The sequence below is a fragment of the Rhodopirellula sp. J20-39 genome, assembly GCF_057365095.1.
Map to the genome: position 1 here is coordinate 6,420,452 of NZ_CP195123.1, position 23,794 is coordinate 6,444,245.

Here is a 23,794-nt window from a genome sequence, read left to right on the forward strand (position 1 = left end):
CAGCATCAAAAGTAACCTCGCCTAACGCAACGCGTCGGCGAAGGCGACCTTGAGGCGTTCGGTCGCCGTATCGGCTTTCGCAGAGTCGATCACTACGTTCACCTGCAGCTCGCTCGTCGCGATCATCTCAACATTGATTTTCGCTTCGGCAAGCTGATCGAACAGGACCGTACCAACTTGGGTGTGGCTTCGCAGCCCAATGCCACTGACGCTCAGTTTGGTGATCCCGGCTGAACCACGGACGCCACGCATCGAATGTTTTTGACAGATCGCCTCGGCGACCTTGATACTCGCATCAAGGTCAGCTTCTTCGATGGTAAAACTGACGCTTGTCCGGCCGTCTTCACCGTCGTAACCCTGCACGATCATGTCGATAAAGATACCGGCTTGGCCGATCTCTTCAAACACGTCCGCTGCGATGCCGACTTGATCCGGCACCCCATCCAGCGTGACCCGAGCTTGCCCGCCTACGATGGCGATATCGGTTAGCGTCAACGCTTCGAGTGCATCGTTTTGCAATCGTGAAACCACATCATCCACGTCCGCTTCGACGGTTGCTTCGGCTTTGATCTCTTTCCATGTTTTCGCGTCCGCCGGACGCTGATCCAGCGAAAAGCCTTCATGGACAGCACGGAGAGCCGCGGCCGACTGCTCGCGTGGCACGAGAGCCGAAATCTTAATTTCGCTGGTTGTGATCATGTGGATGTTCACGCCGGCGTCCGCTAACGCTCGGAACATCTTGGCGGCGACCGCTTTCTGGTCGGCCATTCCCATACCCACGACACTGACCTTGGACACTTCCGCGTCGTGGGTGACTCCACTGGCATCGATCGAATCGACGACCGATTCCACTGCGGTTAGGGTTTGCTGCAGCTCATCGCCCGCCACGGTGAACGAAACATCCGCTTTGCCTTCAGCTCCCACGTTTTGCACGACCATGTCGACGGCAATCTTTTGAGCCGCGATGGCATTGAAAATCGCTCGACTCATGCCTGGCACGTCGGGCACACCCAGCACCGTCACACGGGCCTCATCTTTGGTCAGGGCAGCACCACTCACGGCGGCACTTTCAGATTCGGCCTGAGCAACAATCATGGTTCCGTCGCGATCACCAAAACTGCTGCGAACGTGAATCGGCACGGAGAATTTCTTAGCGAACTCGATCGATCGCGAGTGCATCACGCCAGCTCCCAAGGACGCCAGCTCGAGCATCTCGTCATAGCTAATCACATCCACGCGGCGAGCTTCGGGCAACAACCGTGGATCGGTCGTATAGACACCATCCACGTCCGTATTGATTTCGCACGCGTCGGCTCCCAATACCGCCGCCAACGCAACCGCGGTGGTGTCGGAACCACCACGACCGAGCGTGGTGATATTCAGGTCATCATCGATCCCCTGGAAACCCGCTGCGACAACGATATTGCCTTCCTCGAGAAGTCGTTCGATACGTCGGGTATCGATGGACCGGATACGAGCTTTCGAAAAGCTGTTATCCGTTTTCATCCCAATTTGGCCACCGGTCAGACTGACCGCTTTGGCGCCCAAATCATGAATTGCCATCGCCACCAACGCCACGCTGGTTTGCTCACCGGTGCTTAGCAACATGTCCATTTCACGGGCCGGTGGGCGTTCGCAAACGCCAGCCGCCAACTTCAGCAGCACGTCGGTTTGCTTGCCCATCGCACTGACGACCATGACGACGCGATGCCCTTGCTTTTGAGCCCGAATTGCTCGGCGGGCGGCAGCGCGGATTTTTTCAGTGTCAGCGACAGAAGTGCCGCCAAATTTTTGAACAATCAGAGACATGACATCAGGGAACGTGAAGCGGAGGTTGAGACCCAGTCCAGGGTAAAATCGGCGCGTTAAGCTTGAAACTCTTCGTTAATGAAGCGGTCCATCATCGTCCAACCCGGATCAAATACCAGACCTGTTTGCGAGGCTGAAATTTCGTCGTAGGTTGTTGCTGAATCGGTCGGAACGCCCGCCCCAGCGATAGTCAAAGGCACTGGCCCGTGAGTGTGCTTTTTGGTGCGGCAAAAGGTCGGGTGATCAGGCAAAACCAGGATCCGGGCTGACGAATCCTTTTGAACCGCTTCCCAAAGCGGCGCGACGATATGACGGTCAATCTGCTCAAGAGCTTCGACCTTAGCATCAGCCCGGCCTTCGTGAGACGCTTCGTCGGGTGCTTCGATATGGACGCACACAATGTCGTACTCATTCAAGGCCTTGATCGCCGCTTCGCCCTTGCCCACGTAATTCGTGTCCAAGTATCCGGTCGCTCCTTCGACTTCGATGCGTGGCCAACCAGCCAAAGCTCCGATGCCTCGCAATAAATCGACGGCGGTGATCATCACACCTTTCAGCCCGTATCGCTCATCAAAAGTAGGCAACCCAGGCGTTCCACCACTGCTCCAGAGCCAAACGCTGGTGGCGGTCTTTTTGCCCGCCTTTTGACGAACGATGCTGCTCGGATGAGCGGCCAGCACCTCTTCCGATGCGCTCATCAACGCAACCAAAATGTCGCTTCCCGGCCCACGTGGGAAATCATCCGCGACGGATAAATCCGTCAAATCGTGCGGGGCCGACGAACGCGTCGTCGAGGTAAACGGTGATGGGTGAGCCTCGTCACCACGGTAGATCAGCAAATTGCGGTAGCTGACCCCGGGGACGAATTCCAGTCGCGATGCGATCTCTGGATCAATCGGCGGATCGTCGCAACGCAGAAGCTTGGCGTTCAGCTCACCGAGCAACGCGGTGGAGTCTTCGGTGCTGATATGGTCGGCGGTGAAGTCGACCATGATCTGATCTTCAACCGTCACCAAATTACAGCGTACGGCACAATCATGGGGGCCAAGCTGAATCCCCGTCGCAGCAGCTTCCAGGGGAGCCCGACCGGTGAAATATTGATTGGGGTCATAGCCCAACAGGCACAGATTGGCGACTTCGCTTCCAGCAGGAAAATCCGCTGGCGTGTTGTCCGTGACACCCACGCATCCGGCCGCTGCGATCGCGTCCATTGCGGGTAACTGAGCGGCTTGCAGTGGCGTTTTGCCTTCCAGGCAATCTAGCGGCTCATCGGCGCAGCCGTCAGGAATGATGATGACGTATTTCATTGGAATCGGTAGCTAGCAGAAAAAGTCGAAAGTCAAGCCGGAGAGTGTCGTGGAAGCCGTCCTTTTGCGAAAGGCGGGTCATTTTTGATGCAAAGGTAATGTTCCGCCAAACCGGAAAAACCCCTGCTTTCACTAGCATTCCATTTTTCGCACCAGACCTCGCCTTTTGGCTCAACGGAGGGGTAAATCGCGAGACGATTCGCTACAGCCAGCAACGGTAAATTATCGTTTTAAGGACGAAACTCGCCTACACGAGCATTAATAGAATCTCGGTCTTTCCCGTCGGATGCATGAATAACAATCCCACCAAAGCGATCGAATCAACCTCGCCAGGATCGGCCGACGCGGCACCGCCGCCTCACCGACGGATTGTCGAGCTGGATGCATTGAGATCCATGGCGGCTATCAATTTGGTGCTGTTTCACTTCACGCACGTTTATGCCGTCAAGTTTGGGTTCACCACACCGCTGGGCGGCGAGTGGCCCTACGGTGCGTACGGGGTGATGATGTTCTTGATGCTATCCGGCTTTGTGAACAGCATGTCGCTCATGCGGCGAAACCAGCCCGGCGACTTCGTTGCCGCTCGTTTGATTCGGATCGTGCCGCTGTTCTTGGTCGTGGTGGTGGCCAACGTCTTTATCTGTAGCCTCGAACCGCTACGAAGCCAGCCGATCTCGGTGCCGCAGTTTTTAGCCAACCTGACACTCATGCCGCGTGTGTTTGGGTATGACTGCATCGACCCGGTGATGTGGACCCTTCAGGTCGAAATGATGTTCTACCTCGTCCTCGTAGCTCTTTTTTGCAGCGGTGGCCTGAAACGCTATTGGTTGGGCTGGGGCAGTTTGCTGGCGGCTTCGGCTATCGTTTGCCCCACGCTCGACGCACTCAAAGACAGCTATTCCCATCATGGGTTGTATGCGGTTGCAACGGCTGTGCGGCATCTCTTGGTGTTGGATTTCGTGCCGATGTTCATGATCGGCTTCCTGCTATACATGATCAAAACCAAAGTCGGCCGCCCCTGGCACAACGTCGCTGGGATTGTCGCCGCGGTAGCCGTCTTCCACTGCATCGACCATGGCAAACACAATCCGGTTGCGACAGTGCTGATCATCGGCTTAGTGACTCTGGCCGCTTGGGGACGCATTCCGATCTTGCGAATGAAACCTTTCGCCTACGTGGCGACGATTTCCTATGCGATTTATCTGTGCCACAACAATCTTGGCTGTGCCTTGATACACACGTTCGACCATGCTGGCGTGCCGCCGCTAATCTGCCTGGCTATCGTGATTGTGTTTTCCTTTGCAGTCGGTGTCCTGGTCACCCATCGCATCGAACAACCACTGACTCGTCGACTTCGAGCGTGGTACGAAAGCAGACGATCCAAACAATGGGTTCCAGCCAAAGTCGCATAGCCATCGCTTCTCGCCCAAACGCGTGGCACGTCGTACCATGGAATCGAGATTTCTCTTTCTCGATCCCAATGGATTTCCGACGTGTCCTCTTCCATTAACGCTTCGGCTGCGAAACTGATTGAAATCCTTTGCGGTGCGGACCAGCGAATCGTTTTCGCCGAAAGCTGCACGTGTGGCATGGCCGCCGCGATCGTTGGCGGCGTTCCCGGAGCCTCCAACGCGTTCGGGGGCAGTATGGTGACCTATCAAGCGGACGTGAAGCAGCAATGGCTAAACGTGGATGCCGCCACGATCCATCAATTTTCGGCCGAAAGCGAGCAAACGACCCTGGCGATGGCCATCCGGTTGCTCGAAACCACTCCGCAGGCTGACTGGGCGGGCGCGATCACCGGTCATCTCGGCCCCAATGCACCCGCCGAAAAGGACGGACTCGTCTTTGCTGCCCTGGCCAAACGCGGCAGTTTGTCGCCTGTTCAACCAGTCCCATTTCAGTTCCAGCTTGTCCAAACCACCCGAATCGGGCGGCAAATCGAAGCGGCAGAACGATTTTTGGAGTGGATGGTCACCCAAATTGGGTAAGAACCATCGCATTGGATGTCGCGTCGAACCACTATCACCGGTTACCTTATAAGGTCCTACCGCGATGTAGTGACGCCGATTTCTTCCTACGGCGAAACCTGCCTTTCCTCCCTCCCCCGCCTTCCCTGGTTTGTTTTCGTCCATGGTGTTTTCACGCTATCTTCGCTTCTTGAGTGCGAGTCTGCTGGTTTGCACGTTGGGGTGCTCGACCGAAGCCCCGATCGTCACCTATCAGATCCCAACCACCGTCCCAGCCGCACTCGCGACCGAGGACACGCGAATGGTCGCAGCGATCCTGCCTCAAGTAAAACAAGCTTGGTTCTTTAAATTGATGGGCCGGCAATCCGCCGTGGACGTCGCCGAAGCGGACTTCAAATCATTCGTCCAAAGCGTACGGTTCGAAGAAGGCGTCCCCATCCTGGATGACCTGCCGACGGGATGGCGACGAGGCGCCGATCGAGCAATGCGTTTCGCGTCGATCAACATCGAAACACCAACCCAACAACTCGACCTCAGTATTTCACAACTCGCCCGGATGGACGATTGGGAAAAATTGGTTGCGATGAATGTGAACCGCTGGCGTGGCCAAGTCGGGCTCGAAGCCAGCGAAGCAAAGTGGGCGGGCGCCGAAGTGCTTTCACAAACCGCCGCCGATCCTGAAGACCAAACCGAAGAAGACGCACCCGCGATTTGGGTCGACGTGATCGGTCGCCCGGACGCGGCCGCATCCTCAATGGGCGGCCCCATGTCAGGTTCCATGTCCGCCGGTGGACCATTTTCTGGCGCCGCGGGTCCCTTCGCTTCCATGGAAAGCGAATCTGGCCCCGACGGGAAAGCGGTCGATCCTCATGCTGGTTTACCTCGCGAAGCACGTGAAGCAATCGCGTCGGGCAAGATGAAAGCTCCTGGCAAAGCGATACCGAAGAACAAAGAACCGGACGCGGCGGCTACCGCCAAGACCGAAGACAACGACTCCGATTCGAAACTAAAATACGACCGACCCGAAGGTTGGCGTGACGGACGCATGTCGGTCATGCGAATGGCGGCCTTCAACGTGGGCCCCGAAGACGCCCCCGCCGAAGTCACCATCATCACCGCCGGTGGCGACTTGCGTGGCAACGTGGCTCGCTGGATGGGACAAATCCGCGAATCAGCCGTGCCCGATGAAGAGGTCGATGCGGCACTTGAAAATGCCGAAGAACTGGAAATCAGTGGGCATACCGGCCAACGCTTTGTCCTGATCCCGCCAACCGCTGCATCGGCAAATACGGACTCCGACGCAGACGAACCTGAAGATGCCGGTTCCGAGGATGCCGACGATACGGACTCAGACGCATCGACGACCAACGGCGATCCGATCGCAAGCGGAGCCACTGCGATCGACGCAACGATCATCCCACTGGATAATGGCTTTAGCCTGTTCGTTAAAATGACCGGACCTGTCGAGGTCGTTCAGTCCCAAACTGAACAAATGCGTGCGTTCTTGAAATCACTTCGTTTTTAGTCACGACTATCAACGAAGCGATTTAACACCCACCTTACCCCACCCTCACTTAGCTGAATCCCATGGCTACCGTCACCAATCAATTTCCGACCGACGCTCGTTCCGATGCCGACGGATGGGTTAGGCCGGCCACCGGTGCAGGCGTGCTGACCGTTCTCGGTTCTTTAAAACTGACCGTTGCTCTGTTTGCCTTGTCTCTGATTTTGGTGCTTGTCGGGACGCTGGCGCAAGACGAATTGAACATGCAAGAGGTGAAGTCTCGATACTTCATGTCTTGGGTCGCGATGATGCACATCGACGACTTCTTTCCTCAAGCGTTCTATCGTCACGACAAACCCATCCCCGGAATCATTCCGTTTCCTGGTGGAGCGATGATTGGTTTCTTGTTGATGGTGAACTTGGTCGCAGCCAAGATCACGCGATTTCGATTGCAAGCCAAAGGCACCAAATTGATTGCGGGACTCGCCTTCTTGGCAACCGGTATCGGAATCGCCGCCGTGATTGTGTTGCTAGGCCAAAACGATGAAGGCCTGCAGGGCACGCCACCGATATCCTATGACAAACTTTGGGCGTTGATCCTGGCCGTCTTGGCCGTCAGTTCCGTCGGCTGCGTGCTGGGTGCTACCACGGCCAAAACCCAAGTCTTCCGTTGGTGTGGTTTTATCACCGCCGCGTTGTTGGCGGTTTATGTCGTGTACTCGCTCTCATCGGGATATCGAATCGGTGACCCCGGCCTTCGAATTGTTTGGCAATTAGCCAAGGGCGTCGGCGCCGGGCTCGTGATGCTAGTAGGCTGCCAAATGGCGTTTGGCAAACAGGGCGGTAACGTTTTGTTGCACCTGGGCGTCGGATTATTGATGGTCGGTCAGTTTGCATTTGGCGATCGCCAAACAGAGCAACGATTGAGTTTGATTGAAGGCCAATCGACCAACACGTTTGTCAATCTTGACGAAGTCGAGTTGCAGCTCATTCGTACCGAAGACGCCATCCAGCACGTGACCGCCATCCCAGCGTCTCGACTGATCAGCGCGGCAAGCGACAACAGCGTAATCACTCACGAAGGCTTGCCCATCAAAGTCAAAGCGATCGCTTACTACGAAAACTCAACACTCAGCGACGTGCCCGAAGACAATCCTGCCGACCAGGGTTTCGGCTTAGAAGTCGGTGCCAAAGAGGTAGAAAAGTCCGGCGGTGCATCGATGGCGATCAACTTACCTTCGGCCTACGTCGAACTGATCAATGCCGAGACCGACGAGTCACTTGGCAAATTCCTGGTTTCTCAACAACTCAATGATCGCGAGATGCTGGCTCCCGATGGCAAAACCAAAGACATGCTCGATTCCGTCGACGTGCAAACGGAATCCAACGGAAAACAAACCTATCAAATCGGCCTGCGACTGCACCGCGAAGTAAAACCCTACTGGGTTCAACTGGACGATGTCCGTCGCATTAACTGGAGCGGGTCGGACACGCCACGTGACTACTCGTCATTCATTCGCATCGTTGACCCTGAACTGGGCAAAGATCGCAAGGAACGGGTCTGGATGAACAACCCGCTTCGCTATCGCGGGGAAACATTCTATCAGTCCAACTACACCGCACTGCCTGGCGGCAAGGAACTGACCGGTATCCAGGTAGTCCGAAACTCCGGCTGGTTGATCCCGTACGTTGCCTGCAGCATCACCGCACTGGGAATGCTGGTTCACTTCTGGGGAACGCTGTCCCGGTTCATCTCACGCCGCCGCCGAGAAACGGCCCAGATGTTGGCCAAGCAAGACCCTTTCAACGATGCACTGAGCGGAGATAGCGAGAACGGCACCAGCAAACTATCCCGCCGCCAACGTCAATCACTTCCCGTTGTATTGTGGCTATCAGCCGTTGCCGCTTTGGTCGTGTATTGCCTATTGCCAGCCACATCGATGCAAAACGCGAGACGGCCAACTGAGCGAGACCAGAAATTCGACTACGCCGCCGCTGGCCGGATTCCGGTGCAGGTAGGCGGGCGGATCATGCCGCTGGACGCCTACGCACGGCAAACGCTGAAGGCGATGACGAACAAGGACAAGCTGCCAACGGAAAAAGCCCCTAGCAAAATTCGCGATCGCGTTGGCGACGGAAAGATGTCGGCGGTTCAGTGGTTAATGGAAGTCGCCACGGACACCCAAGAGATCCGTCGCTTGCCCATGTTTCGTATTGATGCCGAACCGATTCGATCGGAACTGGATCTCGAACGCCGCGAGAGCAAACTGTATTCACTACAGGAAATTGGTGAGAGCATCGAGCGATTCAGCGAACTGGTAGGCCAGGCTCGCGAAAAGGATGCGAAGCAACAAGACTTCAAAGACAAGAAGCTGATTGAACTGGACATGCGAACGCGGCAATACACACTTGCCGCAGCATCCTTCCGATTGCCTGTACCGAAGGATTTCCCTGCTGATTTCTTTCCTGAAGGAACCAGCGAGCAAACCCGTCAATTGTTTGCTCTTCGTCGACTTGAGCAAGAAATGCAGGATCTAGCGGACCGGATGAAGCCACCTGGCTTAGTTCCACCCAGCCCCGAAGAGGCGATGTCGACGGAAAAGCAACCTCAGTGGTCAGCGTTCGCGCCCGCCTTCTTCGACATGGCCAAGAATGGACTCACCGAAGACAACACGCCGGTCGGAATCCGAACGTTTGGCGAGATGATCCGCGCCTACGGCAACGAAGACGCAATGCTGTTCAATAAAGCGGTCGACGAACACTTGGCTGCGGTGCAGTCCTATACGATCTCCGGATACGACCCATTTGCCGTATCGCTGGAACGCTGGCTAGGCGGAGCGGCCCCCACCGCGGTTGCCACCGGCCTCTACATTCTGGCTTTCATCTTGGGATTGATTGCGATGGCAATCAACTCGCCGCGCATGACGACGGCCGTTTGGGGAACACTGCTAATCGCCTTTGTGGTGCACACGATCGTGATTGCATGTCGCGTTTACATCACCGGACGAGCCCCCGTCATCAACCTCTATTCTTCGGCCATCTTCATCGGATGGGCAGCCGTGTTGTTCGGGCTGATTGTCGAACGAATTTTCCAAGTCGGTACCGGCAATTTGCTAGCCGGCTTGGCGGGCCTACTGACCCTACGCGTCGCGGATTACTTAACGCTCAATGTGGGTCAAGCGGAAACCATGGGTGTGTTGCAAGCGGTACTGGATACTCAGTTTTGGCTAACGACGCACGTCATCAGCGTCTCGCTAGGTTACGTAGCGACCATGGTGGCCGGAACACTTGGGATCGGTTACCTGATCTCTGGATGGGTCAATGCGAGCGACCGTTTCCGTCGCGATTTGTACCGTGTGATTTACGGCGCGTCGTGCTTCGGTATCCTGTTCAGTTTTGTCGGCACCGTTTTGGGTGGACTGTGGGCTGACGATTCCTGGGGCCGCTTCTGGGGCTGGGACCCGAAAGAAAACGGTGCTCTGCTAATCGTTATCTGGAACGCTTTGATGCTCCACGCCCGCTGGGACGGAATGGTAAAAGCTCACGGCTTCTCGCTGTTGGCGATCGGTGGAAACATCATCACCGCGTGGAGCTGGTTTGGTACCAATGAACTTGGCATTGGTTTGCATAGCTATGGCTTCACCGAAGGCATGCTCTTCAACCTCACGATGTTCTTTGCCGTCCAGACTGTCTTCATCGTCGTCGGCGTGATCATCGGCGATCACCGAACACCTAGCAATCCTTCATCGGGTGAACCGTCGCTAGAGTGAGCTATCGATGCAGCACTGACACTCGCGTCAGCGAGTACTATTCAAAGACCAATTCGTCAGCCGGACTCCAACGCAACGCTTGCATCATGTTTTGCGGCAAGCGTGTTTGGTTGCATTGCGGGTCAGCGATGGGTTGCACCATTGCTTCGGTCTGACTTTGCAAATCAATTCGCGTACCGTCGCTGGTTTGCAAAACGGGATAGGCGTATCCATCACGCGGACGCCGAATAACACAAGCAATCACTTCGTCGTCAAGTTTGACCCTGCTTCCTAGTGGAAAAAGCGATTCCACTCGCAAGAACGCGCGGATCACTTCGGGATCAAAAACTTGATGTTGGGCAAGATGCAGCATCAAACCAAGTGCGTCATGCGGCACGAGGGCTTGACGGAAACTGGTGCCCAACGTGAGCCGTAAATAGGTATCACCCACGTTTAGAATTCGAGCATAAAGGTTGACTCGTTTTCCAACGATTCCAAACGGATACCCCGAACCATCGAACTGCTCGTGCACCTGTTCGATCGCACTAAGCACCGCGTGTGAAATTTTGGATGTTTCTTGCAGGCATGTGGACGAGACCATTGGATGCTTCCGGTACTGCCACATTTCTTCATCGTCGAGCGGTCCTCGCCCTGGAACGGTCAAGCTGGGATCCATCGTCCGCAAACCAATGTCATGCAACAAGCCAGCGGTACCAATCTCCAGAATCGAGGGTCCATCGAGTCCCATTTCAGTACCAATCGCCATGCCCAACACGCCAAGCTTGACGCTGCGATCGGTTAAAGACATCGACGGTTCAGCGGCGACAACATCCGCGATGGTTTGATCGTGATCGTCTAGGATGGCGGTCGCAAAAGCCGCGGATAGATCGGACAGTGCCTCGATTGTCTTCAGCTTAGAATCCGCCAGTTCGAGGCCAATCTGTTCAAATTGGTCACGAGCGAGTTTCACATGGCTGCGCAGAACTTCACGACGTGAGTTGTTGTAGGGTTCGTTGTGACGATCAACCAGATTTTCCTTAAGCGGCACTCCCTTTGGCCACTTCGATGGATGTTCGGCCTGGAATTTGAGCCCGGGCGATCGCGACGTCTTAGGTGCCGCACGGCGTGGCGTACCGCCCCCGTCGGACCGCCGAAGCGTCTCAACTTCGTCGGCGCGGACCACCAGTTCAGCGATTTCACGGTCTTTCAAGCCGCGAATCAAATCCGCGGTGATCGCCGTGCCAGCCCCTAGTAGCAGCAAACCGTTATCGTCTTCAAGCGGGAAGCGACAAATCGCACCAACTTGAAGTTCTTCAATCGGTAGCGACACCATGTCGCTTTTTCCCCTTGCAGCAAGCGCTGCTGGATTCATCTTAATGCTCGATGAAGGAAAAAGCGGGACCAGCTTCAGGGTATACTTTTCCTGAAATTACTGTCCGTCATCCCAAAGGTAGGTCCCCCATGCGTGCATGCAAATGTTCTTCATGGCTTTTGCGAACAATGCTGCCGGATGAGCGACCCGAATGGCGAGGCTTCTGATGTCGATCACCGTGAAACGGTTGGTTATCGGCGGCGGGATCGTTGGCTTGGCAACGGGCCTAGAATGGCTGCGCAGTCACCCAGGATTGCCGCTGACCGTTCTTGAGTCGGAACCCTCCGTCGCCCAGCACCAAAGCGGACACAATTCTGGGGTGATCCACTCAGGCATCTATTACCGTCCTGGCAGCGAGAAAGCCCGACTTTGCATTGAAGGCAAAACGCTGATGGAAGCGTTCTGCCAAAAACACAGCATTCGCACCGAAATATGCGGAAAAGTAATCGTTGCGACCACGTCGCAAGAGCTTGCCCAGCTCGAAAAACTGGTGCAGCGTGGGCAAGAAAACGGAGTCCCGCTCAATCGCATTCATACCGACGAACTTCGGCGTATCGAACCGGCCGTGGCTGGATTGGCTGCGATCCATGTGCCAGGTACGGGGATCGTCGATTACCGCCAAGTGTGCATCGCCTTAAAGGATGAAATCGAAAAATTGGGGGGCGAAATTCGCTTATCCAAACATGTCGACCGTATCAATTATGACGATAGCCGGGTTCGCATTGGTCTTTCCGATGGCTCGGAATTTCACGCTGACGAGGCCATCGTTTGTGCCGGACTCCACAGTGATCGGCTCTATCAACTCGCAGCCTGCTCCGGCTTACCTGCGAGTGAACGAACCAATGACGGTGTGCGCATCATTCCTTTTCGAGGCGAATACTACGAACTGGTAAAGGAGCGAAGATCGCTATGCAAGAATCTGATTTACCCAGTCCCCGATCCACAGTATCCGTTCTTGGGCGTCCATTTCACTCGGATGATTGGACCGGCCGGCCCGGGTCATGATCCAGTCGAATGCGGCCCAAACGCGGTGTTGGCATTTGCCCGACATGGTTACACTTGGAGCGACTTGGACTATTCTGATTTGATGGACACACTGCGGTTCAGTGGCTTTCGTCGGCTGGCATTAAAACACTGGCGAATGGGCTTGAGCGAGATCCACCGGTCTTTGCGCAAGTCGGTGTTCGTTGAATCGCTTCAGCGTCTGATTCCAGCGATCCGAGCGGAGGACTTGGTCCGAGCTCGGTCGGGAGTGAGAGCGCAAGCGGTCGCTGCAGACGGTTCAATGGTGGACGATTTCCTGTTTCGCCAAACGCCGCGAATGACCCACGTTTTGAACGCCCCCAGTCCTGCTGCGACGGCCTCCCTCGCGATTGCTAAACGTATCGTCCAACTACATACATCGAATTCCAATTCCGCGATCTAGCCTCGCCTCCTCCCACCATTTTGCCCGCGCCCGTCGTGACTTCTGATTCAAATCGTCCGATCGTGGTGCTGTTCTTATTCGCATTCTTGACGTCAGCGTCTTACGTCCTGACGAGTGCCTTAGGCGTTAGCTGGTACCTAGGCCGAGTCGGCGCCAGTGCACTGCCGCTCGTATTCGCCGCCTCGGCCATTGCTGTTGTTTGCGTTTCATCGCTGACTTACGCCGCGATCTCGAAAGTGCGAACGAGACGTTGCTTGGTTATATGCTGGATGGCAATGTTGGTTGTCTCTATCATTCTGTCCTTCCGTTTGCAAACATCGGGACACTCGGTCTATCTACTGGGATTGCTATACGTTTTGGGTGAAATCCGCGGGTGCTTAAACACTGTTTTCCTAACCACGTTAGCAACCGATCGGTTCAGCAACTCTCGATCCAAACGCCCCTACACGATGATTGCGGCGGGCGCTCCTACAGCGGGCATCGTTGTAGGCTTGCTGATGGGATACGACCCATCTCAGTTCAGCGATGTGCGTTTCATCCAGGTGATCGCTGGACTAGATGCCGCTGTTCTCTTGCTTGCGTTGTTCCTGCCGCGTTGCTCTTCCTCGATCCACAGCACGGAAAACCAGGTTGACGCTAAATCGCAACCGGAACCCGACACCGATGACTTTGGGCCCGTCATAAAGCCAACGGATGTCTACCGATTTCGTTTTAATCTCGCGATGTTGTTGGTGATGGAAACGGTCGTGCTGACGCTACTGGGTTTCCAATGGAAATACGCCGTGTCGGAGTACCTGCATGAGAACGAAACAGCGATGATCGCCTACTTTGCGATGTACTATGCTGCAACAGACGTCTTGATCCTGACGTTTCAACTGGCGGTCGCCGGACGCTTACTTGACCGCTTTGGCATCGGAATGGCTTTGGTGGGCTATCCCTTGCTATTGGTACTAGCTGGCGTGATTGCGTTGTTCACTCAAGCGATCTGGTCCTGGTTTATTTTGATGACGATGACTCGCGGACTGGATGTGATTCGCCGGTCTCTTCACAATCCCGCTTTAACGTCGGCGTTCGCTTTATTTCACGCCAAGACTCGGCGGAAGGTTATCGTGTTCGTTAAAGGTGTCTGCAAACCGACCGCGGAAGTAATCACATCGATACTGCTGTTGCTCTATGCCGACGGCTTGGGATTTGAACGGTTCACGATCTACTGGTGGTGCTTACTATTCCCATGGATCTTGGCAGCGTGGACGGTCAGTCGCACGTATCGATCCTACATGAACAAGCCTCACTCCAGTGCAACTGCTTCAAACGAAGTGGCCAGTGCGTTAAGCAAATAGCGGTCCCTCCTCCGCTAATCCGCTACTGCAAAATGGATGGCCTAAAGTGGCGACGCAGTTTTTTTAGTTCGCCATCCGACCATTCTTCAGGCTGGGTCACTGAAACCCAAGCATCGATGTAACTCGATGGCGAGTAGTTGTGTCCGTAGCCAACCGGAACACTTGTTGCCATCGGTAAGTCGAACGCGATCTGAAGAAAAGTTACGATCGGATACCAACGCAGCCCCGGCGAAACATCGGGACCACGCGGCTCGGCCAGCCATTGCGGTTGATGCCAGGCGAGCGAAGGCGAAAACCAAACCATCGGGTCGCTGGCATGCTGGATATAGACGTTCCGAATTGGCCCCCAGGACTTTCCGGTATCCAACGTATTCGTTTGCGATGTGAACCGTACCATCGATTCGTCACGAAAAGTCGGCATCCAAATGGGTGAACCAGCATTACGAGAATTGACAATGGACGCCCATTGACGACTCGGGAAGGGCGGGCCGCTCCATACAGCCCCTTCGATAGGGTCCTGGAACGTTTCGATTAGGTCTGCTGCGTCTTCGCATCCGTAGGCCCCCAAACTCAATCCAAACAGATACAAACGCGGACGATCTTCTTTGGGCAAGGCGGTCCAGTACGCATACACCTGATCAAAGAGCGCCGATGCCGACCGCTTCGACCGCGATGGGTCGACCAAAATGGTGATCCAACTGGGAAGGTACGAGTACTGCATACTGACGATGGCTGTATCGCCACGATGTAAATACTCAAGGGTGTCGACCGCACCCTCATCTAGCCAGCCCGTCCCCGTGGGCGTGGCGACAACCAAAACTTTCCGTTCGAATGCACCTGTCCGCTTCAGTTCCGCCAACGCGATCGCGGCTCTTGCTTGATCATCTTCGTCATTACGCATACCGACATACACCCGGATCGGACGCTTTGATGCCTCACCGGTAACCTTACTGATTTCATCTTCGGATGGACCGCCTGCGATAAAATCCTTCCCTCGCCGGCCGATCGATTCCCAATCCACCAACGATTCCGGACTACCACAAGCGAACTCGAAACTTGGCTGGTCGATGCCATCATCGATCAAGAGATCCGCCCTCAAGAAGAAACGATCGGCGAAGTCGAGCAATCCGCGAGCGATCACACCGTTGCCGATCAGTAAACCCAATAACAACACACTGATAGTGCTTATCGTTATTGCGATCCGGCGAGGCAAGTACCGTTGCAGTCGGTTCGAAAGCGACGCCCCAATATGAATCATCCAACGGGCGATCGACACCAGGATGAATGCCACCAGCAAGGCAATCACAAAAAACCGAAACGGCGCTGTCGACTCAAGCGGCGGCATTTCCATCAATTGGCGGATCGAGTTCTGCCACCCAGTCGCATGCCAAACCGAAATTGCAAACGCGATCACCGCCAATGTCACGCTAACTTGCTTTGACCGCCGTGCCACACCAGGGCCGGGTTGTGGCAACTCGAGGAAAACCCAAGCCCAAGTAGCCAACACTCCGACGACATAACCAATCGCCAGCGAAAACCCCGATAAGATTCCTTGCACAACGTACGGCCGAGGCAACAGCGACGGAGTAATCGATCCGCAGAAAAAGAGTGTTGCGAAGACAAGACCGGTAAACGAAAAGGAGTCCAAGTAGGAGCGAGATATCGAACTGATCCTGAGAACAACGCGATTGAACATTCATCCGCTCCAACGAGAACAATGATCTCTAAACGATAGCCCTAACAAACGGCCTTTCAAATGCAGCCTCTTAGGAAGCTTCCCCAGGACTAACGACCATCTTCCTGACGACAATCTGTGCACCCCAACGCGTTCAAGAGGAACGCGTCCGATTCGCCAACACGAAATAGAAAACCGGCGTTAAGAAGATACCGAAAAAAGTCACGCCCAACATGCCTGAAAAGACAGCAACCCCAAGCGTCGAGCGCATTTCCGCCCCGGCACCGGTGCCTAACACCAACGGGACCACCCCCAAGATGAATGCCAGCGACGTCATGATGATCGGGCGCAACCGAAGCCGACACGCCTTAATCGTTGCATCAAATTTGCTGAGCCCCTGCTCCTGTTGCTCCTTGGCAAACTCGACGATCAAGATCGCATTCTTGCTGGCCAGTCCCACCAAAACGACAAACCCGATCTGCACGAAGATATTGATGTCCATGCCCGCAAGTGCAACACCGATCACGGCACATAACAAACACATTGGAACCACCAAAACAACCGCAAGAGGAAGTTTCAAACTCTCGTACTGGGCCGCTAGCACCAAAAAGACAAGCACCACCGCTAACGCAAACACGATCAACGCAGTATTGCCCGCCTCGATCTGCAAGTAGGTCAGCTCGGTCCACTGGGTATCGAATCCAAACGGAAGCGTATCAGCCACCGCGTCCTCAACGGCACGAATCGTTTCACCTGAACTGACTCCCGGCATTGCAACTCCGTTGATCGAAGTCGCCGTGAATCCGTTGTATCGCTGAACGGCGGCGGGTCCGGTGGTATCGCTGATCGTTGCCACACTTCCCAACGGAATCATCATGTTAGTGTTGCTACGGACGTATAGCTGCGTGACTTGATCCGGCGTCAAACGGAACATGGGATCCGCTTGCAAATTCACTTGCCACGTCCGTCCAAACGCATTGAAGTCGTTGACGTAATAGCCACCTAAATAGGTTTGTAGAGTTGTGAAGACTTCGTTGAGCGAAACGTTCATCGTCTTGCACTTTTCGCGGTCAACGTCAACAAACATCTGCGGCGTGTTTGCTCGGAACCCGCTTTGCATGCCCATGATTTCCGGCTTGGAACTTCCCGCTTTACTCAGCTGAGCGGTTGTCTTCTCCAGTTCCGACAGCCCAATTTGCCCGATATCGCGAACGATGATCTTAAAACCACCTCCACTACCCAGACCGTCGACCGGAGGCGGTCCGAAAACGGCCACTCGTGCATCCAATATTTCCTGTGCAGCTACCTGACGAACCCTTGTCGCAATCCGCTCGGAATACAACGCAGCATCTTCGCGATCATGGAATGGGTCCAGAATGACAAACACGGACGCAAAGTTCGAACCGACTGCGTTTTGAATGAACGATTGTCCGACAATCTCCAGCGTGTGCTCCACACCTGCAAGCCCGTTGGCTTCGTCATGCCCTTCGTGTTCATGTGACTCTTCTTCGCCCGAACGCTCTGCCTGCACAGTTCCCGCCAGATAACGACTGTCGCCACTTCGCTTGCCTAACAAAGCATGACTCAATTCGGCGACTACCTTTTCGGAACGCTCCAGAGACGCTGAGTCTGGTAATTGGATATCGACTAGCAAATACCCCTTGTCCTGCGCCGGCACAAACCCGGTTGGCACGGTGGTCATGGCCTCATAGGTCCCCCACAACAATCCGCAATAAACCAACAAAACAATCAAGGCGAATCGAATCAACCATCCCGCAATCGTGGCATAGATTTCTGAAACAGCTCCAAAGAAGCGGTTAAACAGATTGAAGAACCATCCAAACAGGAAATTCAACAGACGTGACAACCAATCACGTTGTTCCGACTTGGGACGCAACAGCAGTGCACTTAAAGCGGGGCTCAACGTGAGCGAGTTCAGTGCACTGAAGAACGTCGATACAGCGATTGTCGCGGCGAACTGCTTGAAGAACTGCCCGGTTAGCCCTGAGATGAACAAGCAAGGTATGAACACACACATCAAGACTAGCGAGATTGCGATAATCGGCGTCGTCACTTCCTCCATCGCCTTTTCAGAAGCCTCAACGGGTGACATACCGCTCTCGAGTTTATGTTCGATCGCTTCGACCACGACGATCGCATCGTCAACAACAATCCCAATGGCAAGCACCAAACCAAACAACGAAAGGTTGTTCAGACTGAATCCGATGCCAGCCATTACCGCAAACGTACCAATGATGGCGACCGGAACCGCGATTAGCGGAATGATTGCGGCACGCCAGGATTGCAAGAAAAGTAACACCACAATCGCCACCAAGATGATCGCGTCTCGCAGTGACTTGAAAACCTCTTGAATAGACTCACTGATGAACGGGGTCGTGTCGTAACTGACCGAATACTCGACACCAAGCGGGAACTTCGTACTAAGCTCCTCCATTTTACTGCGCACGCGGTCGGCAGTATCCAAAGCGTTGGAACCGGGCAATTGAAAGATCATTAAACCGGACGCCGCAACGCCATCCAGTTTGCATTTCGTATCGGAAAAACTCGCTCCGAATTCGATACCCCCAAACGAGACGCCATCTTCGGTTCGGCGGTCGGTTACCACATCGGACAATTTGACAATCTGGCCGTCCTCGCCGGTCTTAACGACGATCTCGGCAAACTCCTCCACCGATGACAATCGTCCCAAAGTCTTCAGCGTGTACTGAAAGTCCTGGCCGCTAGGTACCGGCGGTCGACCAAGTGCGCCGGCAGCAACCTGAATGTTCTGTTCCTTTAACGCGGCGATTACGTCACTGGCGGTTAGCTGAAGCGTTGCCATGCGATTGGGATCCAACCAAACCCGCATGCTGTAATCACGCTCCCCGATAATCGTGATGTCGCCCACGCCGTCGATCCGCGCGAGTTCATCTTTGACCCGAATGGTCGCGTAGTTGCTTAAGTACAACTGGTCCCGCGACTGATCGGGAGAAAAGAAGTTGACCGCCAACAGCGAACTTGCCGAGGCTTTGACCACCGAGACGCCAGTGCTCTTGACCTCGGCCGGCAAGACGGGAGTGGCAAGGTTGACCCGGTTTTGCACCAGAACTTGAGCCATATCCAGATCGGTACCGACCGCGAAGGTCACCGTCAAAGAGTAGCCGCCGTCGTTGGTCGACTGGCTGGACATGTACAACATGTTCTCGACACCGGTCACCTGCTGCTCGATGGGCGCAGCAACCGTTTCAGCGACAACCTCGCTACTGGCTCCTGGGTACTTCGCGGTAACCAATACCGAGGGTGGTGAGATTTCAGGATACTGTGCGATCGGCAACGTCCAGACAAAAATGCCTCCCGCCAGCACGATGAGCACCGAAATCACACAGGCGAAGATGGGACGTTTAATAAAGAATTGAGACATGGTCGTTCGACAGGCCGTAGCCCACTAAAAAGAAATGCGATCCAAGACGACACAAGATGAAACGGCGAGAATGCCGTTAGGGAGTTTCCGAAACCGGATCGACTTTCATTCCCGGCTGAATCAATTGCATGCCGGCGACCACGACTGAATCATTGGGTTGGACACCCTTGAGGATCACACGCAAATTATCTTTTCGATCACCGACTTCCACCATGCGATGCTGCACCTCGTTCTTGTCATCAACGACGTAGACAAACTTGGTTGCCTGATCAGTCCCGATTGCCGTATCGGGTACCAAGACAGCTGCATGGGCATCGGAAACGGGAAGCTTCAAGCGAACGAACATCCCTGTCTTCAGCAATCCATCGGCATTTTCGAACACTGCGCGGATCTGGGACGTGCCGGTTTGCTCGTTGACTTCGCTTTCGGCGTACTCCAACTGGCCTTCATGGGGAAACCCAGTCTCATCCTGAAGCTGCAGGAAGCAGGGGATGTTCAGTTCCGAAAGCTTGTTTGCTTCTTTGAAGTCTGCTCCCGCCATTTCGCGTTGACGTCGCATGAATTTCAGACGCACGCCTTCGTTAACATTCGCAATCGCTTTAATGGGACGATCCTTCAACACGGTCGTCAATATGGTACCACCAACCAATCCACCGGTTACGAAATTACCATCATCCAATAACGCTCGATCAATCCGGCCTGAAATCGGCGAGGTGATTTTGGTGTACCCAACATCGAGCTTAACCCGCGCCGAATCGGCCTTTCGAGCAATGACGCTGGCGGCCGCTTCCGCCACCGCGGCTTGATTCTCGTCAAACTCCTCGCGGGAGATCGCCTCGCTGGCAATCAGTTTCTGAGACCGTGCGAACTTCTTTCGAGCCAACTCCAATCGCGTCTCTGCAACCGATATTTGGGCCTGTGCTTGGTTGTAGATTGCCTCGTACTCGTCCGGCTCGATGGTGAAAAGCAGGTCACCCTCTTCGACTCGCTGTCCATCGGTGAAATGCGTTTTCAATAGGAAACCGGAAACACGGGACTGAATGACCACACGCTCATCGGCAGCCAAACGCCCAACCAACTCAACGTAGTCAGTGACTTCACTCTCGACCGCAGGAACAACAGCAACCTTCTGGACTGGCCGGGCCGCATCGCTTCCCACCGGATCCCCTTTGGAACAGCCACCCACCAAGACCACCGACAACGAGCTTACGGACAAGCTGATGCATATCAGCGACGCCAGGAAGTGTTCAGATTTCATTTTCTTGCATTCCTAGACATCCCATCAGCGGGATCATGGGGCGTGGGTGTGTACTCGCTGCAAAACTTAACTGCTGGGAGCCCAAAGTTCGAGAGGGGCGAGCCGTCCGGCCTGTCCCACCAACTGACCAGCAACAACAGAGGTTTTGCTGGCGCATAAAAAAACCACGCAAGCGATTGCTTGCGTGGTTCCTTTGTTTCTGGTTTTCAGCTCATCCAGGTCAACGAATCAACCTGAGCGAACTTGAATCCAAGACTAGCCACCACAAGTCGTGCAACCGGCACCGGTTTGCATTACTGGAGCGGCTGGCATTGCAGGAGCAGCTTCGTAGCTTTGAACGGCAGGAGCCGATTCGTACGAAGGAGCACTTTCGTAGCTGACAGCAGCAGGTGCACTGTAAACAGGAACCTGTACAGTCGTTGGGACTTGCTTGCAAACTCGAACTTGAACAGCCTTCATCGACTGAACAGGAACGCAAACGCTGTAAGTTTCTGGCACTTGTTCGTTGACAGTGTCATAAACGGTGACGTTGTAGTTGCGAGTACGAGTTTCAGGAACGTTAACGGTGTAGCTAACTTCGCGGCTACGTTGTTGTGTTTCCATGCGAGTCTTGTTGACCGTACGAGTGCGTTGCTCGGTAGTCATGGTCGTTTGAGGAACCATGCGTGTACGAGTTTCAACACGGGTCTTGGTAACAGGAACCGTACGAGTCTTAGTTTCGACACGGGTCTTAGTTACAGGAACGCTCTTGGTGCGAGTTTCAGTGCGGTACTTGGTGACGGTGTAGTCGCGAGTACGTTGCTCTTGACGGCACTTCTGAACCGAAACGGTACGCGAGCGTTGCTCGGTAGTCATTTCAGTGTAAGGAACTTCGCGAGTACGAGTTTCCATACGAGTCTTGGTAACAGGAACCATACGAGTCTTGGTTTCAGTTGTCATCGTGGTCACAGGAACTTCGCGGGTGCGAGTTTCCATGCGAGTCTTGGTGACAGGAACTTCGCGGGTGCGAGTTTCAGTGCGGTACTTGGTAACGGTGTAGTCACGAGTACGTTGCTCTTGGCGGCACTTCTGAACTTGAATAGTACGAGTACGAGTCTCGGTACGGTGCTTGGTCACGTTGACCATACGCTGACGAGTTTCGGTACGTGTACGAGTAACAGGAACCATACGGGTCTGCGTTTGGCAGGTGTAGGTAGTTACGTTGTAGCTGTAAGGAACCTTTTCAGTGGTGCGTTGGTACGAGGTCGTAGGAACTTGCTCGGTGACAACGTTAGGAACGTAAACCTTACGGTACGAAACGGCTGGTGCACACGCAGGTGCCGCAGCTGCACAGCCACAGCTGCTTTCGCAACCGCCGCATCCGCCACAAGGGCTTCCGCAGCTGCTAGTTGCACAACCACAACCTGAACCGGCCGAAGCAGCAGGAGCGGCTTCAACAGCTTGGCACTGGTAGCTTCCCAGATCCTTGGTAACGGTTTGCATGGTCGTTACAGGAACGCACTTGCTAACGGTACGGTAAGCAGTCTTGGTTTCTTGAACAGGAACACGAACGGTGTAGTTCTGTGCAACTTGCTCGGTGTAAGGAACGGCAACGGTGTACGACTGAGCAACTTGCTCGGTGTAAGGAACGGTGACGTTGTACGACTGCTCGACGCTCTCAGTGTAAGGAACGTTTACAGTGTAAGTCTGGGTTTGCGTTTCGGTGTAAGGAACCTGAACGCTGTAAGTTTGAGTCAGAGTTTCGGTGTAAGGAACCGACACTTGGTAAGTTTGAGTTTGCGTGCTCGTCACAGGAACCTGGACGGTGTAGCTTTGCTCAACTTGCTCGGTGTAAGGAACCGAAACTTGGTAAGTTTCAGTGCGTGACTTTTGAACAGGAACTTGAACCGTGTAAGTTTGCTCAACTTGCTCGGTGTAAGGAACGTTCACAGTGTACGACTGAGTTTGAGTTTCAGTGTAAGGAACAGTGACTTGATAGGACTGTTCGACGTTCTCGGTGTAAGGAACGGTCACTTGGTAGGACTGTTCAACGTCTTCGGTGTAAGGAACCGACACTTGGTAGGACTGTTCGACTTGAGTCGTGACAGGAACCTGAACGGTGTAGGCTTCTTCCTCAGTGTAAGGAACTGCGACTTGAACGTCGTAAGTTTCTGTACGAGTCTGAGTTTGAGGAACGTTCACGGTGTAAGTTTGCTGACGAGTTTCAACTCGAGCAACTTGCTTGGTGACGTTCTTCATGCGAGTTTGGGTTTGACGCTGGTACGAAGTCGTCGGAACCATACGGGTTTCGGTAACGTACTGCGAACGCATAACAGTTTGCGTTTGGTAGGTAACTTGTGGAGCACATCCGCCACCAGCACCGTAAGCGACAGAGCCGCCATCGTAGGAAGCTGAACCACCGTCAGTGACGCATCCGTCACCGCTGGCGCAACCGCCGCAATCTCCGCATCCTGCGTGGACCGAAACAGCGAACAACATCGCTGCGGTAAGGCCCATAAACATCCTTAATACACTCGACTTCATAGAAAACACTCCAAAATGCTCACAGCCAGGTGAGGCAACAGAAGAAACACGGGTAAGCTTTAACGGCTGCGTACTTTGGGTGGACATCACCCACTGAACACAAAAGGTAGATGCTAGGTGATTTGTGTCAACGATGCGGACGGATTTCCTTGCGAAGTTTTTCTGTTTCCAAAGCGTGTCAGACGCCGATTCCAAGGGAAACAGGGGCATTGCAATTGCTTGCAAGAGTCACGTCGAACAGGACACTGCGAACGCTCCCAAGGGAAATCCCTAAGTGGTGTACAAAAGTCGGTAAAAAATGGGTGTTGCGCTTCCGATTACAGTCCACTATGGACACCAAGACGCCAAGAGAGACCCGCACCGTGAACTTACCAGCCCTAACACATACAATAGCAACAGTTTCGGTAGCTACAGGTGCCAAGACTGTCGCTAATTAGACC

General features: G+C 54.4%; 13 protein-coding genes. 6 read left to right on the top strand and 7 right to left on the bottom strand.

Going from position 1 to position 23,794, the window contains the following annotated elements; genetic code table 11:
- Positions 1-21: 21 nt before the first annotated feature.
- Together ACR3ZL_RS23420 and ACR3ZL_RS23425 are read right to left on the bottom strand one after the other, a co-directional pair.
- Entirely contained in the window at positions 22-1,809 is a 1,788-nt protein-coding gene (locus ACR3ZL_RS23420) for an aspartate kinase (protein WP_473650673.1), read from the bottom strand.
- 56 nt (positions 1,810-1,865) lie between these two features.
- Positions 1,866-3,116: a cofactor-independent phosphoglycerate mutase gene (locus tag ACR3ZL_RS23425; protein ID WP_473650672.1), complete on the bottom strand. Its 1,251-nt coding sequence runs from the start codon at positions 3,114-3,116 to the stop codon at positions 1,866-1,868.
- 290 nt (positions 3,117-3,406) lie between these two features.
- On the opposite strand from ACR3ZL_RS23425, the gene ACR3ZL_RS23430 reads away from it, so the two are divergent.
- The 4 genes from ACR3ZL_RS23430 (at position 3,407) to ACR3ZL_RS23445 (ending at position 10,360) form a co-directional block, all read left to right on the top strand.
- Positions 3,407-4,528 (top strand): acyltransferase family protein, encoded by a 1,122-nt coding sequence (locus tag ACR3ZL_RS23430; protein WP_473650671.1) that lies wholly within the window; start codon positions 3,407-3,409, stop codon positions 4,526-4,528.
- An 81-nt stretch (positions 4,529-4,609) separates the two neighbouring features.
- Positions 4,610-5,107 carry a CinA family protein gene (locus tag ACR3ZL_RS23435; RefSeq protein ID WP_473650670.1) on the top strand — a complete coding sequence of 166 codons (498 nt, stop codon included), beginning with the start codon at positions 4,610-4,612 and terminating at the stop codon, positions 5,105-5,107.
- A gap of 142 nt (positions 5,108-5,249) precedes the next feature.
- On the top strand, positions 5,250-6,611 hold the full coding sequence (locus ACR3ZL_RS23440; RefSeq protein ID WP_473650669.1) for a hypothetical protein: 1,362 nt from the start codon (positions 5,250-5,252) through the stop codon (positions 6,609-6,611).
- 62 nt (positions 6,612-6,673) lie between these two features.
- The gene (locus tag ACR3ZL_RS23445) at positions 6,674-10,360 is read left to right on the top strand and encodes a cytochrome c biogenesis protein (RefSeq protein WP_473650668.1); all 3,687 of its coding nucleotides are present in this window, start codon (positions 6,674-6,676) and stop codon (positions 10,358-10,360) included.
- Positions 10,361-10,397: 37 nt separating this feature from the next.
- Here the strand turns inward: ACR3ZL_RS23445 and ACR3ZL_RS23450 are convergent, their stop codons facing one another.
- Complete coding sequence (locus ACR3ZL_RS23450; protein WP_473650667.1) at positions 10,398-11,711, bottom strand: HD-GYP domain-containing protein; 1,314 nt, start codon at positions 11,709-11,711, stop codon at positions 10,398-10,400.
- A 166-nt stretch (positions 11,712-11,877) separates the two neighbouring features.
- Between ACR3ZL_RS23450 and lhgO the strand changes: the two genes are divergently transcribed.
- Positions 11,878-13,137: an L-2-hydroxyglutarate oxidase gene (gene lhgO / locus ACR3ZL_RS23455; protein ID WP_473650666.1), complete on the top strand. Its 1,260-nt coding sequence runs from the start codon at positions 11,878-11,880 to the stop codon at positions 13,135-13,137.
- 35 nt (positions 13,138-13,172) lie between these two features.
- Positions 13,173-14,477, top strand: a complete 1,305-nt coding sequence (locus ACR3ZL_RS23460) for an MFS transporter (RefSeq protein WP_473650665.1) — start codon at positions 13,173-13,175, stop codon at positions 14,475-14,477.
- 22 nt (positions 14,478-14,499) lie between these two features.
- Here the strand turns inward: ACR3ZL_RS23460 and ACR3ZL_RS23465 are convergent, their stop codons facing one another.
- The 4 genes from ACR3ZL_RS23465 to ACR3ZL_RS23480 form a co-directional block, all read right to left on the bottom strand.
- A complete protein-coding gene (locus ACR3ZL_RS23465) occupies positions 14,500-16,173 on the bottom strand; it encodes an alpha/beta hydrolase (protein WP_473650664.1) in 1,674 nt (557 codons plus the stop codon).
- 133 nt (positions 16,174-16,306) lie between these two features.
- On the bottom strand, positions 16,307-19,573 hold the full coding sequence (locus ACR3ZL_RS23470; protein WP_473650663.1) for an efflux RND transporter permease subunit: 3,267 nt from the start codon (positions 19,571-19,573) through the stop codon (positions 16,307-16,309).
- Between the two features lie 76 nt (positions 19,574-19,649).
- Positions 19,650-20,831, bottom strand: coding sequence for an efflux RND transporter periplasmic adaptor subunit (locus ACR3ZL_RS23475; RefSeq protein ID WP_473650662.1), 1,182 nt, complete (start codon positions 20,829-20,831; stop codon positions 19,650-19,652).
- A 255-nt stretch (positions 20,832-21,086) separates the two neighbouring features.
- Positions 21,087-23,333 carry a hypothetical protein gene (locus tag ACR3ZL_RS23480; protein ID WP_473653473.1) on the bottom strand — a complete coding sequence of 749 codons (2,247 nt, stop codon included), beginning with the start codon at positions 23,331-23,333 and terminating at the stop codon, positions 21,087-21,089.
- Between the last annotated feature and the right edge of the window lie 461 nt (positions 23,334-23,794).

What these genes read in the sequence shown, in the direction of transcription:
- ACR3ZL_RS23470 (WP_473650663.1), bottom strand. Translation starts at nt 19,573, where the DNA reads ATGTCTCAATTCTTTATTAAACGTCCCATCTTCGCCTGTGTGATTTCG.
- ACR3ZL_RS23420 (WP_473650673.1), bottom strand. Translation starts at nt 1,809, where the DNA reads ATGTCTCTGATTGTTCAAAAATTTGGCGGCACTTCTGTCGCTGACACT.
- ACR3ZL_RS23445 (WP_473650668.1), top strand. Translation starts at nt 6,674, where the DNA reads ATGGCTACCGTCACCAATCAATTTCCGACCGACGCTCGTTCCGATGCC.
- ACR3ZL_RS23430 (WP_473650671.1), top strand. Translation starts at nt 3,407, where the DNA reads ATGAATAACAATCCCACCAAAGCGATCGAATCAACCTCGCCAGGATCG.
- ACR3ZL_RS23480 (WP_473653473.1), bottom strand. Translation starts at nt 23,333, where the DNA reads ATGTTTATGGGCCTTACCGCAGCGATGTTGTTCGCTGTTTCGGTCCAC.
- ACR3ZL_RS23450 (WP_473650667.1), bottom strand. Translation starts at nt 11,711, where the DNA reads ATGAATCCAGCAGCGCTTGCTGCAAGGGGAAAAAGCGACATGGTGTCG.
- lhgO (WP_473650666.1), top strand. Translation starts at nt 11,878, where the DNA reads ATGTCGATCACCGTGAAACGGTTGGTTATCGGCGGCGGGATCGTTGGC.
- ACR3ZL_RS23465 (WP_473650664.1), bottom strand. Translation starts at nt 16,173, where the DNA reads ATGTTCAATCGCGTTGTTCTCAGGATCAGTTCGATATCTCGCTCCTAC.
- ACR3ZL_RS23475 (WP_473650662.1), bottom strand. Translation starts at nt 20,831, where the DNA reads ATGAAATCTGAACACTTCCTGGCGTCGCTGATATGCATCAGCTTGTCC.
- ACR3ZL_RS23425 (WP_473650672.1), bottom strand. Translation starts at nt 3,116, where the DNA reads ATGAAATACGTCATCATCATTCCTGACGGCTGCGCCGATGAGCCGCTA.
- ACR3ZL_RS23440 (WP_473650669.1), top strand. Translation starts at nt 5,250, where the DNA reads ATGGTGTTTTCACGCTATCTTCGCTTCTTGAGTGCGAGTCTGCTGGTT.